General features: G+C 62.0%; 13 protein-coding genes. 6 read left to right on the top strand and 7 right to left on the bottom strand.

What is annotated here, in order from left to right:
- Positions 1 to 112 precede the first annotated feature (112 nt).
- Positions 113 to 1,483, top strand: a complete 1,371-nt coding sequence (locus QNI11_RS24585) for a PLP-dependent aminotransferase family protein (protein WP_283983705.1) — start codon at positions 113 to 115, stop codon at positions 1,481 to 1,483.
- On the opposite strand, the gene QNI11_RS24580 is transcribed toward QNI11_RS24585, so the two are convergent.
- From QNI11_RS24580 to QNI11_RS24560, 5 genes are all read right to left on the bottom strand, one after another.
- Positions 1,449 to 1,886, bottom strand: coding sequence for a DUF983 domain-containing protein (locus QNI11_RS24580; protein ID WP_283983704.1), 438 nt, complete (start codon positions 1,884 to 1,886; stop codon positions 1,449 to 1,451). The genes QNI11_RS24585 and QNI11_RS24580 overlap by 35 nt on opposite strands.
- 441 nt (positions 1,887 to 2,327) lie before the next feature.
- Positions 2,328 to 3,437 carry a helix-turn-helix domain-containing protein gene (locus tag QNI11_RS24575; RefSeq protein WP_283983703.1) on the bottom strand — a complete coding sequence of 370 codons (1,110 nt, stop codon included), beginning with the start codon at positions 3,435 to 3,437 and terminating at the stop codon, positions 2,328 to 2,330.
- 181 nt (positions 3,438 to 3,618) lie between these two features.
- Positions 3,619 to 4,584 (bottom strand): plasmid partitioning protein RepB, encoded by a 966-nt coding sequence (gene repB / locus QNI11_RS24570; RefSeq protein WP_283983702.1) that lies wholly within the window; start codon positions 4,582 to 4,584, stop codon positions 3,619 to 3,621.
- Positions 4,584 to 5,768, bottom strand: coding sequence for a plasmid partitioning protein RepA (gene repA, locus QNI11_RS24565; RefSeq protein ID WP_283983701.1), 1,185 nt, complete (start codon positions 5,766 to 5,768; stop codon positions 4,584 to 4,586). Before repA ends, repB begins: the two co-directional genes overlap by 1 nt.
- 462 nt (positions 5,769 to 6,230) lie before the next feature.
- Complete coding sequence (locus tag QNI11_RS24560) at positions 6,231 to 6,389, bottom strand: hypothetical protein (RefSeq protein ID WP_283983700.1); 159 nt, start codon at positions 6,387 to 6,389, stop codon at positions 6,231 to 6,233.
- Positions 6,390 to 6,457: 68 nt separating this feature from the next.
- On the opposite strand from QNI11_RS24560, the gene QNI11_RS24555 reads away from it, so the two are divergent.
- Positions 6,458 to 6,646, top strand: a complete 189-nt coding sequence (locus tag QNI11_RS24555) for a hypothetical protein (RefSeq protein ID WP_283983699.1) — start codon at positions 6,458 to 6,460, stop codon at positions 6,644 to 6,646.
- Between the two features lie 42 nt (positions 6,647 to 6,688).
- Here the strand turns inward: QNI11_RS24555 and QNI11_RS24550 are convergent, their stop codons facing one another.
- Positions 6,689 to 7,558 (bottom strand): helix-turn-helix domain-containing protein, encoded by an 870-nt coding sequence (locus QNI11_RS24550; RefSeq protein ID WP_373418459.1) that lies wholly within the window; start codon positions 7,556 to 7,558, stop codon positions 6,689 to 6,691.
- A gap of 90 nt (positions 7,559 to 7,648) precedes the next feature.
- Positions 7,649 to 8,488, bottom strand: coding sequence for a DUF305 domain-containing protein (locus QNI11_RS24540; protein ID WP_283983698.1), 840 nt, complete (start codon positions 8,486 to 8,488; stop codon positions 7,649 to 7,651).
- Positions 8,489 to 8,686: 198 nt separating this feature from the next.
- On the opposite strand from QNI11_RS24540, the gene QNI11_RS24535 reads away from it, so the two are divergent.
- From QNI11_RS24535 to QNI11_RS24520, 4 genes are all read left to right on the top strand, one after another.
- On the top strand, positions 8,687 to 9,268 hold the full coding sequence (locus tag QNI11_RS24535) for a L,D-transpeptidase (protein WP_283983697.1): 582 nt from the start codon (positions 8,687 to 8,689) through the stop codon (positions 9,266 to 9,268).
- A 552-nt stretch (positions 9,269 to 9,820) separates the two neighbouring features.
- On the top strand, positions 9,821 to 10,822 hold the full coding sequence (locus QNI11_RS24530; protein WP_283983941.1) for a substrate-binding domain-containing protein: 1,002 nt from the start codon (positions 9,821 to 9,823) through the stop codon (positions 10,820 to 10,822).
- A gap of 111 nt (positions 10,823 to 10,933) precedes the next feature.
- Positions 10,934 to 12,430, top strand: coding sequence for a sugar ABC transporter ATP-binding protein (locus tag QNI11_RS24525; protein WP_283983696.1), 1,497 nt, complete (start codon positions 10,934 to 10,936; stop codon positions 12,428 to 12,430).
- Complete coding sequence (locus tag QNI11_RS24520) at positions 12,427 to 13,428, top strand: ABC transporter permease (RefSeq protein ID WP_283983695.1); 1,002 nt, start codon at positions 12,427 to 12,429, stop codon at positions 13,426 to 13,428. Before QNI11_RS24525 ends, QNI11_RS24520 begins: the two co-directional genes overlap by 4 nt.
- Positions 13,429 to 13,430: the final 2 nt, after the last annotated feature.

The raw sequence follows: 13,430 nt of genomic DNA, 5'->3' as shown, positions 1-13,430 counted from the left end.
ATCCGCTTCGCACTGTGGCCTCTGCGAAACCTTCCGCAATCCGTCGCATCCATACAATGCGCTTCAATTCTCCCGAATCATTGGCTATCAACGCCTCAGAACGGAGAACGACATGACTGACTGGACACCGCGGGCCGAAACGAGCGGCAAACCACGCTACATCGCAATCGCCGACGCGATAGAGAAAGACGTCCGCGACGGGCGTCTGTCCCCAGGCACCAGGCTGCCGCCACAGCGGATGCTTGCGAAACAGTTAGGCATCGACTTCACCACCGTGTCGCGCGGCTACAGCGAGGCGCAGTCCCGCGGTCTCGTCACCAGCCACGTGGGACGCGGCACATTCATCTCCAAACCGACCGAGGCCCCCAACGGTCCCGACCCGCTGCGCCTCGCCGATGAAGACCTGTCGATGAACCTGCCGCCTGAGCCCACCGACCCCGGCCTGATCGCCAACATGCGAGCCGGACTGGATTATGTATCTGCCAATCTTCTGCAGCTGCTGCGATACCAATCCTCGACCGGCTCCGACAAGGACAAGGCGGCAGCGTCGACGTGGCTGAGCCTGCGCGGCATGATCCCGAGCAGCGCACGTCTGGTCATTTCACCGGGCGCGCACAGCACGATCTGCGCCATCCTGACGATACTCACAGAGCCCGGCGACACCATCCTGTGTGAACAGATCACCTATCCGGGCTTTCGCAACATCGCGTCGCGGCGGGGCCTGAACCTTGTCGGCATCGAGATGGACAAGGATGGCATCCTGCCCGACGCGCTCTCCGACGCGATCCGGACGCACGGGCCCAAGGCGCTGTATCTCAATCCGACGCTCCAGAACCCGACGACACTCACGATCCCCACGGACCGGAGGCTCGCCATCTCGGAGGTGCTGAACAAGCATGGGCTGCAGCTGATCGAGGACGATGCCTACGGCTTCATCCCCGCAAAGGCCCCTGCCCCGATTGCCGTGTCGGCGCCGGACCTGACCTGGCATATCGGAGGGCTGGCGAAGTGCATCGGCGCCGGGCTGCGCCTGGCCTACACGGTGGCGCCCAACGGAAAGCAGGCCTATTCGCTCGGCCAGACGCTCAAGGTGCAGGCCGTGATGCCGTCACCCATCACCACCGCGCTTGCAACGCAATGGATCGAGGACGGGACCGCCGATCAGATCCGGCGCTTCATCCGGTCAGAAACCTCGGCCCGGCAGGCCATAGCGCGCGAGGTCCTCGAAGGGTTCGATTTTCGTGGGGCAGAGAATGCGTTCAACGTCTGGCTGTCCCTGCCGGAGGGCGTCGGAAGGGCCGACGTCGTCGCCCGGATGGCTGGGCGCCCGATCGGCATCATGCCGTCAGACGCGTTCAGCGTGGGAATAACGCCGGGCGATGAAGTGCGCCTCTGCCTTGGCGGATCACTGTCGCGAGAAGCCTTGCGGGCGAACCTCTATTTCCTGGTCAACAGTCTCCAGCACAGCGCGTTTCTTGGCTGATGGCGGGACCGGAAGCGGTCCTGCCAAATCCGTGCATCCCCTTGGCCCATTGAAACGCCACGAACATGCCCTTGACCGGCGGCAGCATCAGGAGCGCGAGAGTGATTGAAGCCGCTGACAACAGGCATGCCACGAGAAGCGGATTGTCCCGAAAGCTCTCGAAGAAGACCGGCAATGCAAAACCCATGAGGTGGCCAACCACGAGGATGGTGACATAGGCGGGACCATCGTCTGCGCGCTGGGGCGTGAGGTCGAGGCCGCAAACCTCGCATTCGGACCGCACCTTGAGATAGCCGTTGAAGACGGACCCCTCGCCGCACTTCGGACACTTGCAGCGGACTCCCCGCTTCAGGGCTTCCCTGACGTCGTGGGGTGCATCTTGCGTGGTTTCAACTTTGGACATCATGATGCCTCCTTGTCTTTGACAGCGGCTTGGAGTGGCCACCTCTGCTCTGCTGAGCGTCTCAATGAGACATACAATCCAAACATTGAACCCATAATGTGTCATTTCGTCCCGCGGGCAAGAAGGCATAGAGGTTAAGCAATTTACGTTTATCATTTTAGATACAGTGTCTTATTGTCCAGTATGTGCCTGCTTGTCCCGATATTGATTGCATTCAATCAACAGGGTGTACGGAGTTGCTAGTGAGGTGGCCGAAGCGCAGGTCGACGGTCGAGCCGCGCCAAACAGCAGCATCGACAGCCCGAACTTTGGAGATCAGCCGCTGTCTCATCGCATTGAAGGAAATCTCTGTCACGTTACTTCAGTCAGACAAGGCTCGCTCAGCTCACTGGCTGCTGGCTCACGCCAATAGTGAGGACGTTCTTCCACGAGCCATGACCGCTATGCCAGAGCCATTGACCATCGAGAACGCAGTTCCTTCGGCGCTGTGGTTGGCAACAGGTCACGTGGAAGCATGGCGCCTGAGTGGAGGTCACGAACAAGTCTCATGGCATACCGTCTAGGGCTCTGTATGCTGTCCTGGCGTTCCAGAACGTAACCAAGGATCATGAACGCCAGACTTGGGCCCATGGAGTTGACGGTTTGCCAGACCTGTCCAAGACCGAGGTAGCTCGCGATCAAGTCCATCCTTTCCTTGCAGTCTGCATTGTTCCTGGCACTCCGCAGCTCGAGGCAAAGCGTAGGGAATGCAGCGGTGACCTCTCTTTCGGAGAGAGGTTTGTCCTCAAGGGTTGGAGATTCTTCACTAGGGTTCATATCTGTTTCTTTGTGCCCCTCATCCGAGGTGTCACTGCCCCGCGATTTGCCTGTTCCGGTTTCGCCAATACATGACTTTTCCATCTTCAAAGTGTCGAGGAGGGCCGTCAGTTGTTCTTCGACAGGTTTGCGGCGAAGGATGCGCGCAGCGTTCTGACAGAGTTCGTGTGCGTTAGCCTTTGCCTCGCCCAGGATGGATTTCAGGTGGGACAGGGCAAGGACGCAGCGGTCCCTGAGGAGGGTCAGTCGTTCTTTCTGGCGTGTGTAGGCTTCAGCGCGCTCAGCGAGCTCTGTGTGACGCTCAAGAAGCGGGAGGAGCGACAGACCGCTGGCAAGTACCACCCTGCCCTGCCGGTCTCGACGTGCCCACCGTTTGTTGTTCCCGGCGGCGTGACGCGTCACCAGCCCCAAACCGACAAGGCGGGCAATATGGCGTTCCACGGTCTGGACGCTCACATGCGCGCGTTCCGCCAGGGCTGCGTTCGAGGCGAAGCAGATGTGCGAATCCTCTGCGTGTGGCGAAATGAAGTCTTCGCGCATGAACGACAGCATTGCGCGCAACAGGTTCAGTGGTGTGGCCTTCAAACCCAGCGGATCGCGTGCCTGTTCCACTGCGCGTAAAAGTGTCCACTTGTCGGGTCTGGGTTTGGGTCGTTCAGGCAAAGCTCCGCCCTGCCCTGCCGCAAAGCGCGACGGGTTTGTGCCCTTGGGGGCAAAATCGTTGATTGGGGTCATGTCTGGCCAGCAGGCAAAGAAATACCGTCCGCACCGGTGCGGTTTTTTCTTGTTCACTGATTCGAGTGCTGCTAACCTTTAGGTGTCAAGCTAAGGGCGCCTAGTGCGCTACAGCCCTCGAAGCCTCCGGTTTCGGGGGTTTTTCTTTACGGTGCATCCTCCTTTCTGCTCTTCCTCAGTTTCAGTCGGCGTCGTTTACAGTTGTAAACGCGCGGTATTGTTCCTTGATGATCTCGTCGATGTTGTCGTCGAGCCACTTTCCGAATGCGGCATTGACGCCGGCCTTGGAAATCGAAACCGAAACGGCGCCACGGCCGGACTTCACGGTCACACCATCGACCGGCATCGATTCCCGGATCTGCGCCGGTCGGGCGCCGCGGCGGGCGATCTCTTTCAGCAAGCGGTCGAGCCGTTCATCTGAGTTCGATTGGGGATCGATCTTTTTCAGGATGGCCAACGCGGTGGATGCTGTGACTTTCTTTGCGATGAATGCATCGGCCAGAGCAGTCCACTTCGGACGCCCGGATTTCGGCGCAGCGCCGATGACGTCACCAACGTCGTCCGGCACGTTGTCGGTGACCTTCGTGAGGTGCGACAACCCGGAGGCGGTCAGGCCCAGGACCTGCCGGGTTGTCTTTGTGTCATGCCCGGCAACCTGGATCACTGCTGCAAAGCGCGCCTTTTCGTAGAACGAAAGGTTGCGCCTTGCCGCATTCTCAAGCCCCTTGGCCAGCAATGCCGCCGCATCGTCGAGATCTTGCACGTTGGCGCGGACCTTCAGCCCAAGGTCACGACAGGCCTGAAGGCGTCGACGACCGTAGATCACCTCGTACCGGCCTTCGACTGGCGCACGGCGGACAAGGATCGGTACCTGCTGACCTCCGTCGCGTATGCTGTCTTTCAGGGCTTCGAAACCTTCGGCATCGTCGTCGGAGTTTACAACTGTAAACGCCTCCATGCGATCCTTCGGACCCCAGTCATCGATCTGGGCGGGGTCGATTTCGCGAATGGCCGAAAGTGACCCCTGAAGCGCCCCGAGTGCGGGTGCGCTGCTGCGGGCGGGCCGGTCCTTTGCGCCAACCTGTGGGCTGGAGCGCGCGATGGTGCTTGCGATTCCTGACATGCTGCCGAGGGATTTCCGTGCCATCAGTTACGTCCCCATGCTTTCTGGATCATCGTTTCCACCTCGTGCCCCACGGCATCCATGGATTGCTTGGCGCGGTCATACGTGGCGCGAGTCATGTCGGAGCGGACGACCTCGTAAATCGACTGCTTGAGCATTGTCGCGTCGCTGATCGCCGTTGATTTCAACGCCGTCGACGACATCACCCGCTCTTGGAACAGTGCGCGCATGAAGGAGGTCAGTTGCTGAGACGGCACGTCGGTGGGTTCGTCGCGGGTTATTAGGAACCGGAAGTTGTCGTAATGCAGCTTCGCGCCGGCGTCCTCGATCACGCCCATGTAGGCGCCGACCAGTTCCATGAACTGAGCGGTGGAGGACACGTCGAGCATCGAAGGCGTCAACGGAACAATCAGAGAGGTCGCCGCTGCCATGCCCGAAATTGTGAGAAACCCGAGCTGTGGCGGGCTGTCCATGAGGACTATGTCGTAGTCGGCTTCCACCTGTTCCAGCGCGCTCCGAATTCGTGTGAAGAATGGCTGGTCCGGTGCCGAGTGCACCGCGGACTCCGTTTCGAATTCCGAGAGCAACAGGCGGGAAGGGGCCAGGGACAGGCCGGGGAAATAGGTTTCCTTGATGACATCCGCCAAAGGGACGGGATTGTCGTAACGGATGGCATCGTAGATCGTGAGACCGTCGAACTCGATCTCGGGGCTTATGCCGCACATGGATGTCAGCGAACCCTGGGGGTCCAGGTCGATGGCCAGCACCTTGTAGCCGTGAAGCGCGAGGTAGTGGGCCAGGTGAATCGTGGTGGTGCTCTTCGAAGAGCCGCCCTTGAAGTTCATCAGCTGCCAGACCTGCAGCTTGTCGCCATCGCGGCGGCCAGGCAGGTAACGGCCCTTCTTGCGGGACGTCCCTTCGAGAATGCGGCGTGCGTCCCACAGTTCCCGGACGTTATAGTAGCGGCGGCCGCCACGGACGTCGGTGGGTTCGGGCAGGGTGCCTTCGGCGTGGGCCTTGCGCATGAACTGTCCGGACACACCCAGCAGGTCCGCGGCCTCAGGGGCGGAAAAGGAGCGCAAGGATTTGGTGTTGTCGGGTGCGAACGCCGAAAGGAGATGTTCGCGTATTGCGCTGGTCAGACGCTCTGATATGTCTGTTGCCAGCTCCGACGGGCGGTCTGCGTCGAGCGGTGTCACCGGAATCATGTAGTTGCCCCAATTTCCAGAATGTGGCCTTTTTCGCGCCACTTGGGGATAAAAGGTTCGATTCAGGGCTCTAAGTCAATATTTTTTTGACAAAACAGAGACTATTTCACCCGAACCTTCAATGACTTCCGGCACGTCCCTGAAGTTTACAGCTGTAAACTTGCCGCGGTACAGGGTGCGTTCGGTCGTACTAACCGGCGAAATCACGGGACGTGCGGTCGCATCTGGGCATCATTCTGATAGCAGTTAGTTGGCTAAAGGTGCGTCTGCCCGAGACCGTTTCGCACTCAATCAATTGCACCCCGATTGGGGCGGATATCTCGACCCTTGCCGATCTCGGTCCACGAGAGGACGCGCGTGAAGCTGGATCCAGAACGGGAAGAGCCGTGGTTAAACTGAGCGCTGCGCCAGTTTCGCGTATTGGCTATCGGTGGGGTAGGGGGCTTTGCTCTGGTTGGCCACCTATTCGGGCGTGATCCCCGCGAAGGTCTGGTCGTAGATGGTGCGGGCTTCGGCGTGCGCAGGCTTCCGTAGCCGGTCGCCCTTTTCGGTCAGGCACACCTCGGTGACCCGGCCATCGGTCGGGCGCACACGGCTTGCGACCAGTTCGTCCTTGATCATCCGCTGGATCACCTCGGTCGCCGCATTCAGTTTCTGCGCCGAGAACCCGGCGAAAGATACTGATCCTCGTGAAGGCTCATCATGGCACGCTGGCGCGGGATATCTATGCCGATGTGCCGGATGTGGCGCTCGAGAATATCCGCGAAAGCGGAACTGATCTGGCTGACCCAGTAAAAGGGCCAATCCGTTTTTGGGTGCTTCGGGTCGTCGATTGTAAAGATAATGCGTCCGGTTCAACGGGTGCGCAGGAAGGATAGCGTCAGCGCGGCTGATCGACCATACATACGCCCCGCTTTGCGTCAATTGCGGTCCAATTTCGATGGGGCTTCTCCGATCCAGCCGCGCCATGCCCGCCAGAACGCAGTCAGATCGGTGTATCCGACGGTCTGGGCGACCAGTCCGACCCTCGCGCGAGGCTGCGAGAGGAGCCGGACGGCACGGATTTGGCGCACGTCCTCGAGAATGGTGCGCAGGCTTGTGCCTTCGGCGGCCAGCCGCCTTTGCAGGGTGCGCGGCCCGAGATGCAGCGCCGCAGCCACCCGGTCGAGCGTGATGGCGGAGATGCCCAGGTTGGCGTCGATCACTGCGCGGGCTGCGGATGTCGTGTCGAGGGCCGGGGTCGCTTCGCCGATGAGGTCGCGCACTTGGCGCTCGCGTGTCGCAAGCAGCCCTAGGTCCTCATGGCGGATCACGCGCAGGGCGTCCGGACGGGCGATGATCAGGCGATTGACCGGCTGATGATCGCGAACAGGCGCGCGGAACATCCGTTCGAGCGGTTGCGGATCCTCCAGGGCGGGGTGTTTGAGGTGGATTTCAAGAGGAGCAAATCGAGAGGAAAAGTTGTCCCTGATCACTTGCGTGAGCGACGAGAGGAAAAACTCCGCATCCTGACGGCGAGGCCAAGTGTTTCCGTTGACAATCCGGTAGGCGAACTTGGCCAGCATCTGTCCAAAGATGTCTTTGTGCCTCCAGGGCTTCCAACTATTGTAGAGAGTCTTGTGCAGACCATACACCTTCGATGCATCCCTCAGGCGCAACCCATTGCGATTTATGAAGATAATCCCGTTCAGGATACGCCGGTCGTCGGCACGCGACTTGCCGTGGGACTTCGGGACGTATGCTTCCAAACGCGCCGTCTGCGCATCCCTGAGCAAGAAGACATCAGACATGTCACGGCTCAGTTTTCGCGCGATGAATCAAGCCCTTCCGCTGAAATCAATGGGTCCTGAGCCTGACAACCGAAGTTGCAGACCCCAGTCTCACTGACTCCCATTGCAGCTGTACTGACCGCGGAAGCCGGCCGTGTAGTCCTCGCCCGCCGTCACGATCATGTCCGAGAGATCGTCACCCTTGCGAATTTCCGCATTCAGCGGGTCCGCGGCAAAACGGGCAGTGGCTGTGTCGTCGGACTGCAGGTCGAGCTGCACAAGATCGCCGCTGATCTTCATCACGGCCGCATCGGCACCAACCGCCAGAACGGCAGGGCTGGAGGCCGTGTAGGTGAACCGGCAGCTTTCGCCTTCGGGCAGAACCTTGGCGATATCGTCTCCGGTCAGGAATTCCGGATCGACCTTGGCGACGACCTCGGTGGACAGGGCCTGCTGCGCGTCGACCACCTCCGGAGCGGCGACAGGCTCTTTCGGGGCGGCCTCGCCATTGGCGGAAATGTCGGCGATCAGGTAACGCATCTCGGCGATTTCCTTGTCCTGTGCGTAGACGATGTCCTCGGCCAGCGTCTGCACCCGCGGATCGGTCAGCTCGGCCCGCGACGAGGTCATGATGGCGATCGAGTGGTGCGGGATCATCGCACGCATGAAGGACCGGTCCTGCACCGTGACCTGGCTGCGTACGAGCCAGAGGCTGAGAGCGAAGGCAATGATCGAACCGGTGAAGATCGCGATATTGGCCAGTCTGTTGGTGTACATGCCCAGCATGAAGGACAGCATGACAAACGCCATCACAGCCCCCATCAGAACCGCCATGTAGGCCCGCGTTTCGGAAAAGAAGACATGCCCCATCAGGTAGGTGTTCAGGTACATCAGAACGAACATCACCACAGTCGATGTGCCGATCATCAGAAAGAAACGTGTGTAATGCATGGGTGGCGCTCCGTCTGAGATAGGTTCATCGGGAAAACGAACCTCGGGTGCGGAAAGGTTCCGACGGGCGGCCTGATTTGGCCAGAAATCGTGTTTTTCCGGGAACAAATGGCGCTTGCGCGCAGCCCTCACGCAGGTGTGACTCCCCTTCCGGCCCGGGCGAAAGGTGTTGTGGTTTGGCACAGGAAAGGAGCGCCCATGACCCAATTCACTCGCCGAACTCTGCTCGTCGCCGGAGCGGCCGCCTTGGCTGCGCCCCGACTGGCGCTGGCGCATCCGGTCAAGCTGCCGGAACGGTTCAACCCGACCGCCGTCCACACCGGGCGCATGGACTGGTTGCCCGGCGAGGTCCACGTCGTACCGGACGAGTTCTACCTTTACTTGATGGGGCAGGGCGGTGCGGCGATCCGCTACGGCGTAGGGGTCGGACGCAAGGGCTTGTACGAGGCCGGTGTGTTCACCGTGGCTCGCAAGGCGAAATGGCCGTGGTGGCGGCCGACCCAGTCGATGATCCGCCGCGATCCGGGCAAATACGCGCAGTACAAGGACGGCATGAAGGGCGGGCCGAACAACCCCCTCGGTGCCCGTGCGCTCTATCTCTACGACGACGCGGGGCGCGACACCTACCTGCGCATCCACGGCACCAACGCGCCCTCGACCATTGGCAGCGCCGTGTCGAACGGCTGCGCGCGGCTGACCAACGAACACGTCAAGGACCTGTACGAGCGGGTCGAGATCGGCGCCCGCGTGGTGCTGCACCCCAAGGTGACGACTGCGTGATCCGGCCCCGTACAGGATGAACCCCGTCGCCCCCTGCCGGATTGCCCGGCCGAGGCGACCGGGGGGCGCTGCAAATCGCCTGAAGACATGTGCGGCCCTTGGTGAACGCCAGCCCGGCAACACCGGCGCTGTCGGAGCCGCGCAGCACCATCCTTGCCCACAAGCGGTCCAGACTTCCGTCGCCGGGCACCGCATGCAGATGCGGACCTTCCACACTCAGGCGTCCGGACCAGAGTCCCGCCTGCGGCAAGTAAATGCGCTTTTACAATACGGGGAACGAGGCAGCCGCGCTTGCGCTTGGTTCAGGATAAATACAGCCCACCAAACTGATGGCCCAAAGCGACGGGACTCGGCCGATCCCACGCCATGACCCGCCGCGTCGCAGCGACGTGAAATATATTTCGCACCTCAGGATTTATTGACAGGCGGGTGCCTCCTCCGCATCTTCGGGCCTGTGAAACGCCGGTGCTGACTGAGGAGTATTCGGTCCCGGCCCAGGGAGGACATCCGATGAAGACCAGATATTTCGCGGCGGCAGCCGCCTCTATTGTCATGGCCAGCGCGACTGTAACGCTTGCGCAAGATGCCGATACGCCTTGGGAAACCAGCCCGTTCCGCTGCGAGCCGGGCGAGACCTACGTGATGAACGTGATGGTTTCGGGCGTGGAATACTGGTTCCCGGTCTACGAGATGTTCAAGCAGGCCGCGCATCAGTTCGGATGCGAGGCGGATTACACCGGCACGCCGGAGTATGACGTCAACAAGCAGATCGCCACCTTCGAGCAGGCGCTGGCGAAACAGCCCGCCGGAATCCTGCTGCACCCGATGAACCCCGATCCCTTTGTCGAGCCGATCAACCGCGCCATCGAGCAGGGCACCGCCGTCGTGACCTTTGCCGCTGACAGCCCGAACTCCAATCGGGTGTCTTATGTGACCTCCGACAACGCCCGCGAAGGCCGCGTGGCCGCGCAGCAGATCGCCGAGGACATGGGTGGCAAGGGCCAGTACGCCGTGCTGGAGAACCCCGGCCAGGACAACCACGACCGCCGCGTCGCCGCCTTCATCGAAGAGATGGAGACCAACTGGCCGGATATGGAGCTGGTCGGCCGGGCGTCCACCGGGCAGGACCCGAACAAGGCTTATCAGGCGGTGCTGAGCCTCGCGCAGGCCAATCCCGATCTGGGTGCGGTCTTCATGCCGGAGGCTTCCTCGGCGATGGGCGCGGCGCAGGCGGCCAAGGAAGCGGGCGGCAGCATCCGCGTGATGTCGGTCGACGTGAACGCGTCGGTGCTCGACATGATCAAGGCGGGCGAGATGTTCGGTGCGATCAACCCCAACCAGGGCACGCAGGGCTATTACGGCTTCCTGCTCCTGTGGCTGGCCAAGCACCCGGAGCTTATCGACCCGATGAACGACCACGCCGAGGCGGGGTTCAACCCGATGGGCATTCCGGTGCTGGACAACGGTTACTCGGTCGTGACGCAGGACAACGCCGGAAGCTTCTACTGGGACAAGTACCTCAAGAAGCGCGGCACCCGCGGCATCGAGGGGTAAGCCTCCTCGGTCCAGTCCGCGTCCTCCCCCTTTGACGGCGCGGCTCCTCCCGGCGGATCGGTTTTCTCCGATCCGCCGAACATACCATCCCCGCCAATCCCGGAGGCTGCCATGCCGCCCCTACTTCAACTGAGCAACATCGCGAAGAGCTTCGGTGCGGTGAAGGCCCTGCGCGATGTCTCCTTCGAGCTGCGCGCCGGAGAGATCCACGCCCTTGCTGGCGAGAACGGCGCGGGCAAGTCCACCACGATGAAGATCGTCGACGGCATACAGCAACCGGACGCGGGCGAGATCCGTGTCGACGGCAAGCTGCGCCGCATCCGCTCGCCGCTGGAAGCGCAGGCGCTCGGCATCGGTTTCGTGCACCAGGAAATCGCGCTCTGCCCCGACGTGAGCGTGGCCGAGAACATCTTCATGAGCGCCACCGCCACGCGGAGCGGTCTGATGAACTTCGCCGCGCTGGAGCGCAAGGCAAAGACCGTTCTGGAGGAACTCTGCGACGTCGATCCCGCCGCGAAGGTGGGCGATCTGAGCATCTCGAACCAGCAGCTTGTCGAGATCGCCAAGGCGCTGACGCTGGATGCGCGGATCCTGATCCTCGACGAACCGACCTCGGCTCTGACCGAGGCGGAGACAGAGAAGCTGTTCCGCATCGTGCACCGACTGCGAGAGCGGGGTTTGGGCATCATCCACATCTCGCACCGCATGGCCGAGATCTTTGATCATTGCGACCGTGTCACGGTGTTCCGCGACGGCGAATACGTCACCTGCCTGAACATACCCCAGACGACCCCGCAGGAGGTCGTGAACAACATGGTCGGGCGCGAGATTTCCCATCTTTACCCCGCCAAGGCGATGCAGCCCGCGGGCCGGCCGCTGCTCGAGGTCGAGGGTGTGACCTGCGACGTGCTGAACAACGTTTCTCTGACCCTGCGCGAGGGCGAGATCCTGGGCATTGGCGGGCTGATCGGCGCGGGCCGGTCCGAACTGGCCAAGGCGATCTGCGGGCTGCGCCGCAGCTCCAAGACCGTCCGTCTGATGGGAGAACCGGTCGATATCCCCGATTTTTCCGCCGCGCTGGAGCGCGGTCTGGTCTACGTTTCCGAGGACCGCAAGGGCGAGGGGCTGTTCCTCGACCTGCCGATCTCGATGAACGTCTCTTCGCTGCGCCTGAGCCAGGTGACGAGGGCGGGCCTTGTCGACCGCGCCGCGGAAACCGCACAGGCCGAGACGCTGGGCCGCCGCCTGCGGCTCAAGGCCGGCAAGCCCGAGGACCCGCCGAGCACCCTGTCGGGCGGCAACCAGCAGAAGGTCGCGCTGGCGCGGATGCTGTCGGTGAACCCGAAGGTGGTTTTCCTGGACGAGCCGACGCGCGGCGTCGACGTCGGCGCCAAATCCGAGATCCACGCCATCCTGCGCGAGCTTTGCGCGCAGGGCGTCGGCGTCGTGGTGATCTCATCCGAACTGCCCGAGCTGATCGGGCTCAGCGACCGCATCGTCGTCCTGCACGAGGGCGAGGTGTCAGGTGAACTGGGCCCCGACGAGATGACCGAAGAGGCGATCATCCACCTTGCCTCGGGCCTGCACATTCAAGGAGACGCAGCATGACCGAGACCAGCCTTTCAGGCGGCATGACCCGCACCCGCCCCCCCGGCGCCCTGCGCAGGCTCGCGGGCATGCGCGAGATGGGGCTGCTGTGCATCATTCTTGCGCTTTGTATCGTGATGAGCTTCGCCAGCCCCTATTTCCTGACCTGGTCGAACTTCCGGACCATCTTCCTCAGCTTTTCCATCGAAGGGATCGTGGTCATCGGCATGACGGTGCTGCTGATCGTCGGCGGGCTCGACCTGTCGGTTGGATCGGTGGTCTGCCTTGCGATGGTGGTCGCGGGCAAGCTGTTCCTGATGGGGCTGGACCCCTGGCTTGCCTCTGCGGCGGGGGTCGCGGCGGCGGCGGGGGTCGGCGCGGCCATGGGCCTCTTCGTGGTGCGTGTCGGGCTGTCGCATTTCATCGCGTCATTGGCTGCGATGGTGATCGTGCGGGGCCTGTGCCTTCTGATCACCAAGGGCACGCCGCTGTCGCTGTTCAGCCTGCCGCCCGAGTTCAAGTTCGTGGGGCAGGGCAGTCTTGGTGGCCTGCCGGTGGTGGTTCTGATCTTCATCGTGCTGGCGGTGGTCTTCGACTTCCTGCTGCGCCGTTCCGCGAAGTTCCGGACGATCTTCTATACCGGGTCGAACGAGAAGGCCGCCGAGTATTCCGGTATCCGTACCAAGCGCGTGATCTTCTGGGTGACGGTGCTGTGTTCCACCCTGACGGGCCTCGCGGGCGTGATCTTCATGGCGCGCTTCGGCTCGGCCACGCCGCAGTTCGGCGTCGGCATGGAGCTGAACGTGATCGCCGCGGCGGTGATCGGGGGCGCCTCGCTCAAGGGGGGACAGGGGTCGATCTTCGGCGCGGTGCTGGGGGTGGCGCTCTTGTCGCTGGTGACCTCTTCGCTGATCCTGCTCGATGTCAGCGTCTACATGCAGGACATGATCAAGGGCTTCATCCTGCTTGCGGCGGTCAGCTTCGACCACCTGATGAACAAGCGCGGCAAGCGGAGCTGATC

Origin of the sequence: Sagittula sp. MA-2 (genome assembly GCF_030126985.1) — a bacterium.
Taxonomy (GTDB): Bacteria; Pseudomonadota; Alphaproteobacteria; order Rhodobacterales; family Rhodobacteraceae; genus Sagittula.
This window is presented reverse-complemented; position numbering and strand designations above follow the sequence as displayed.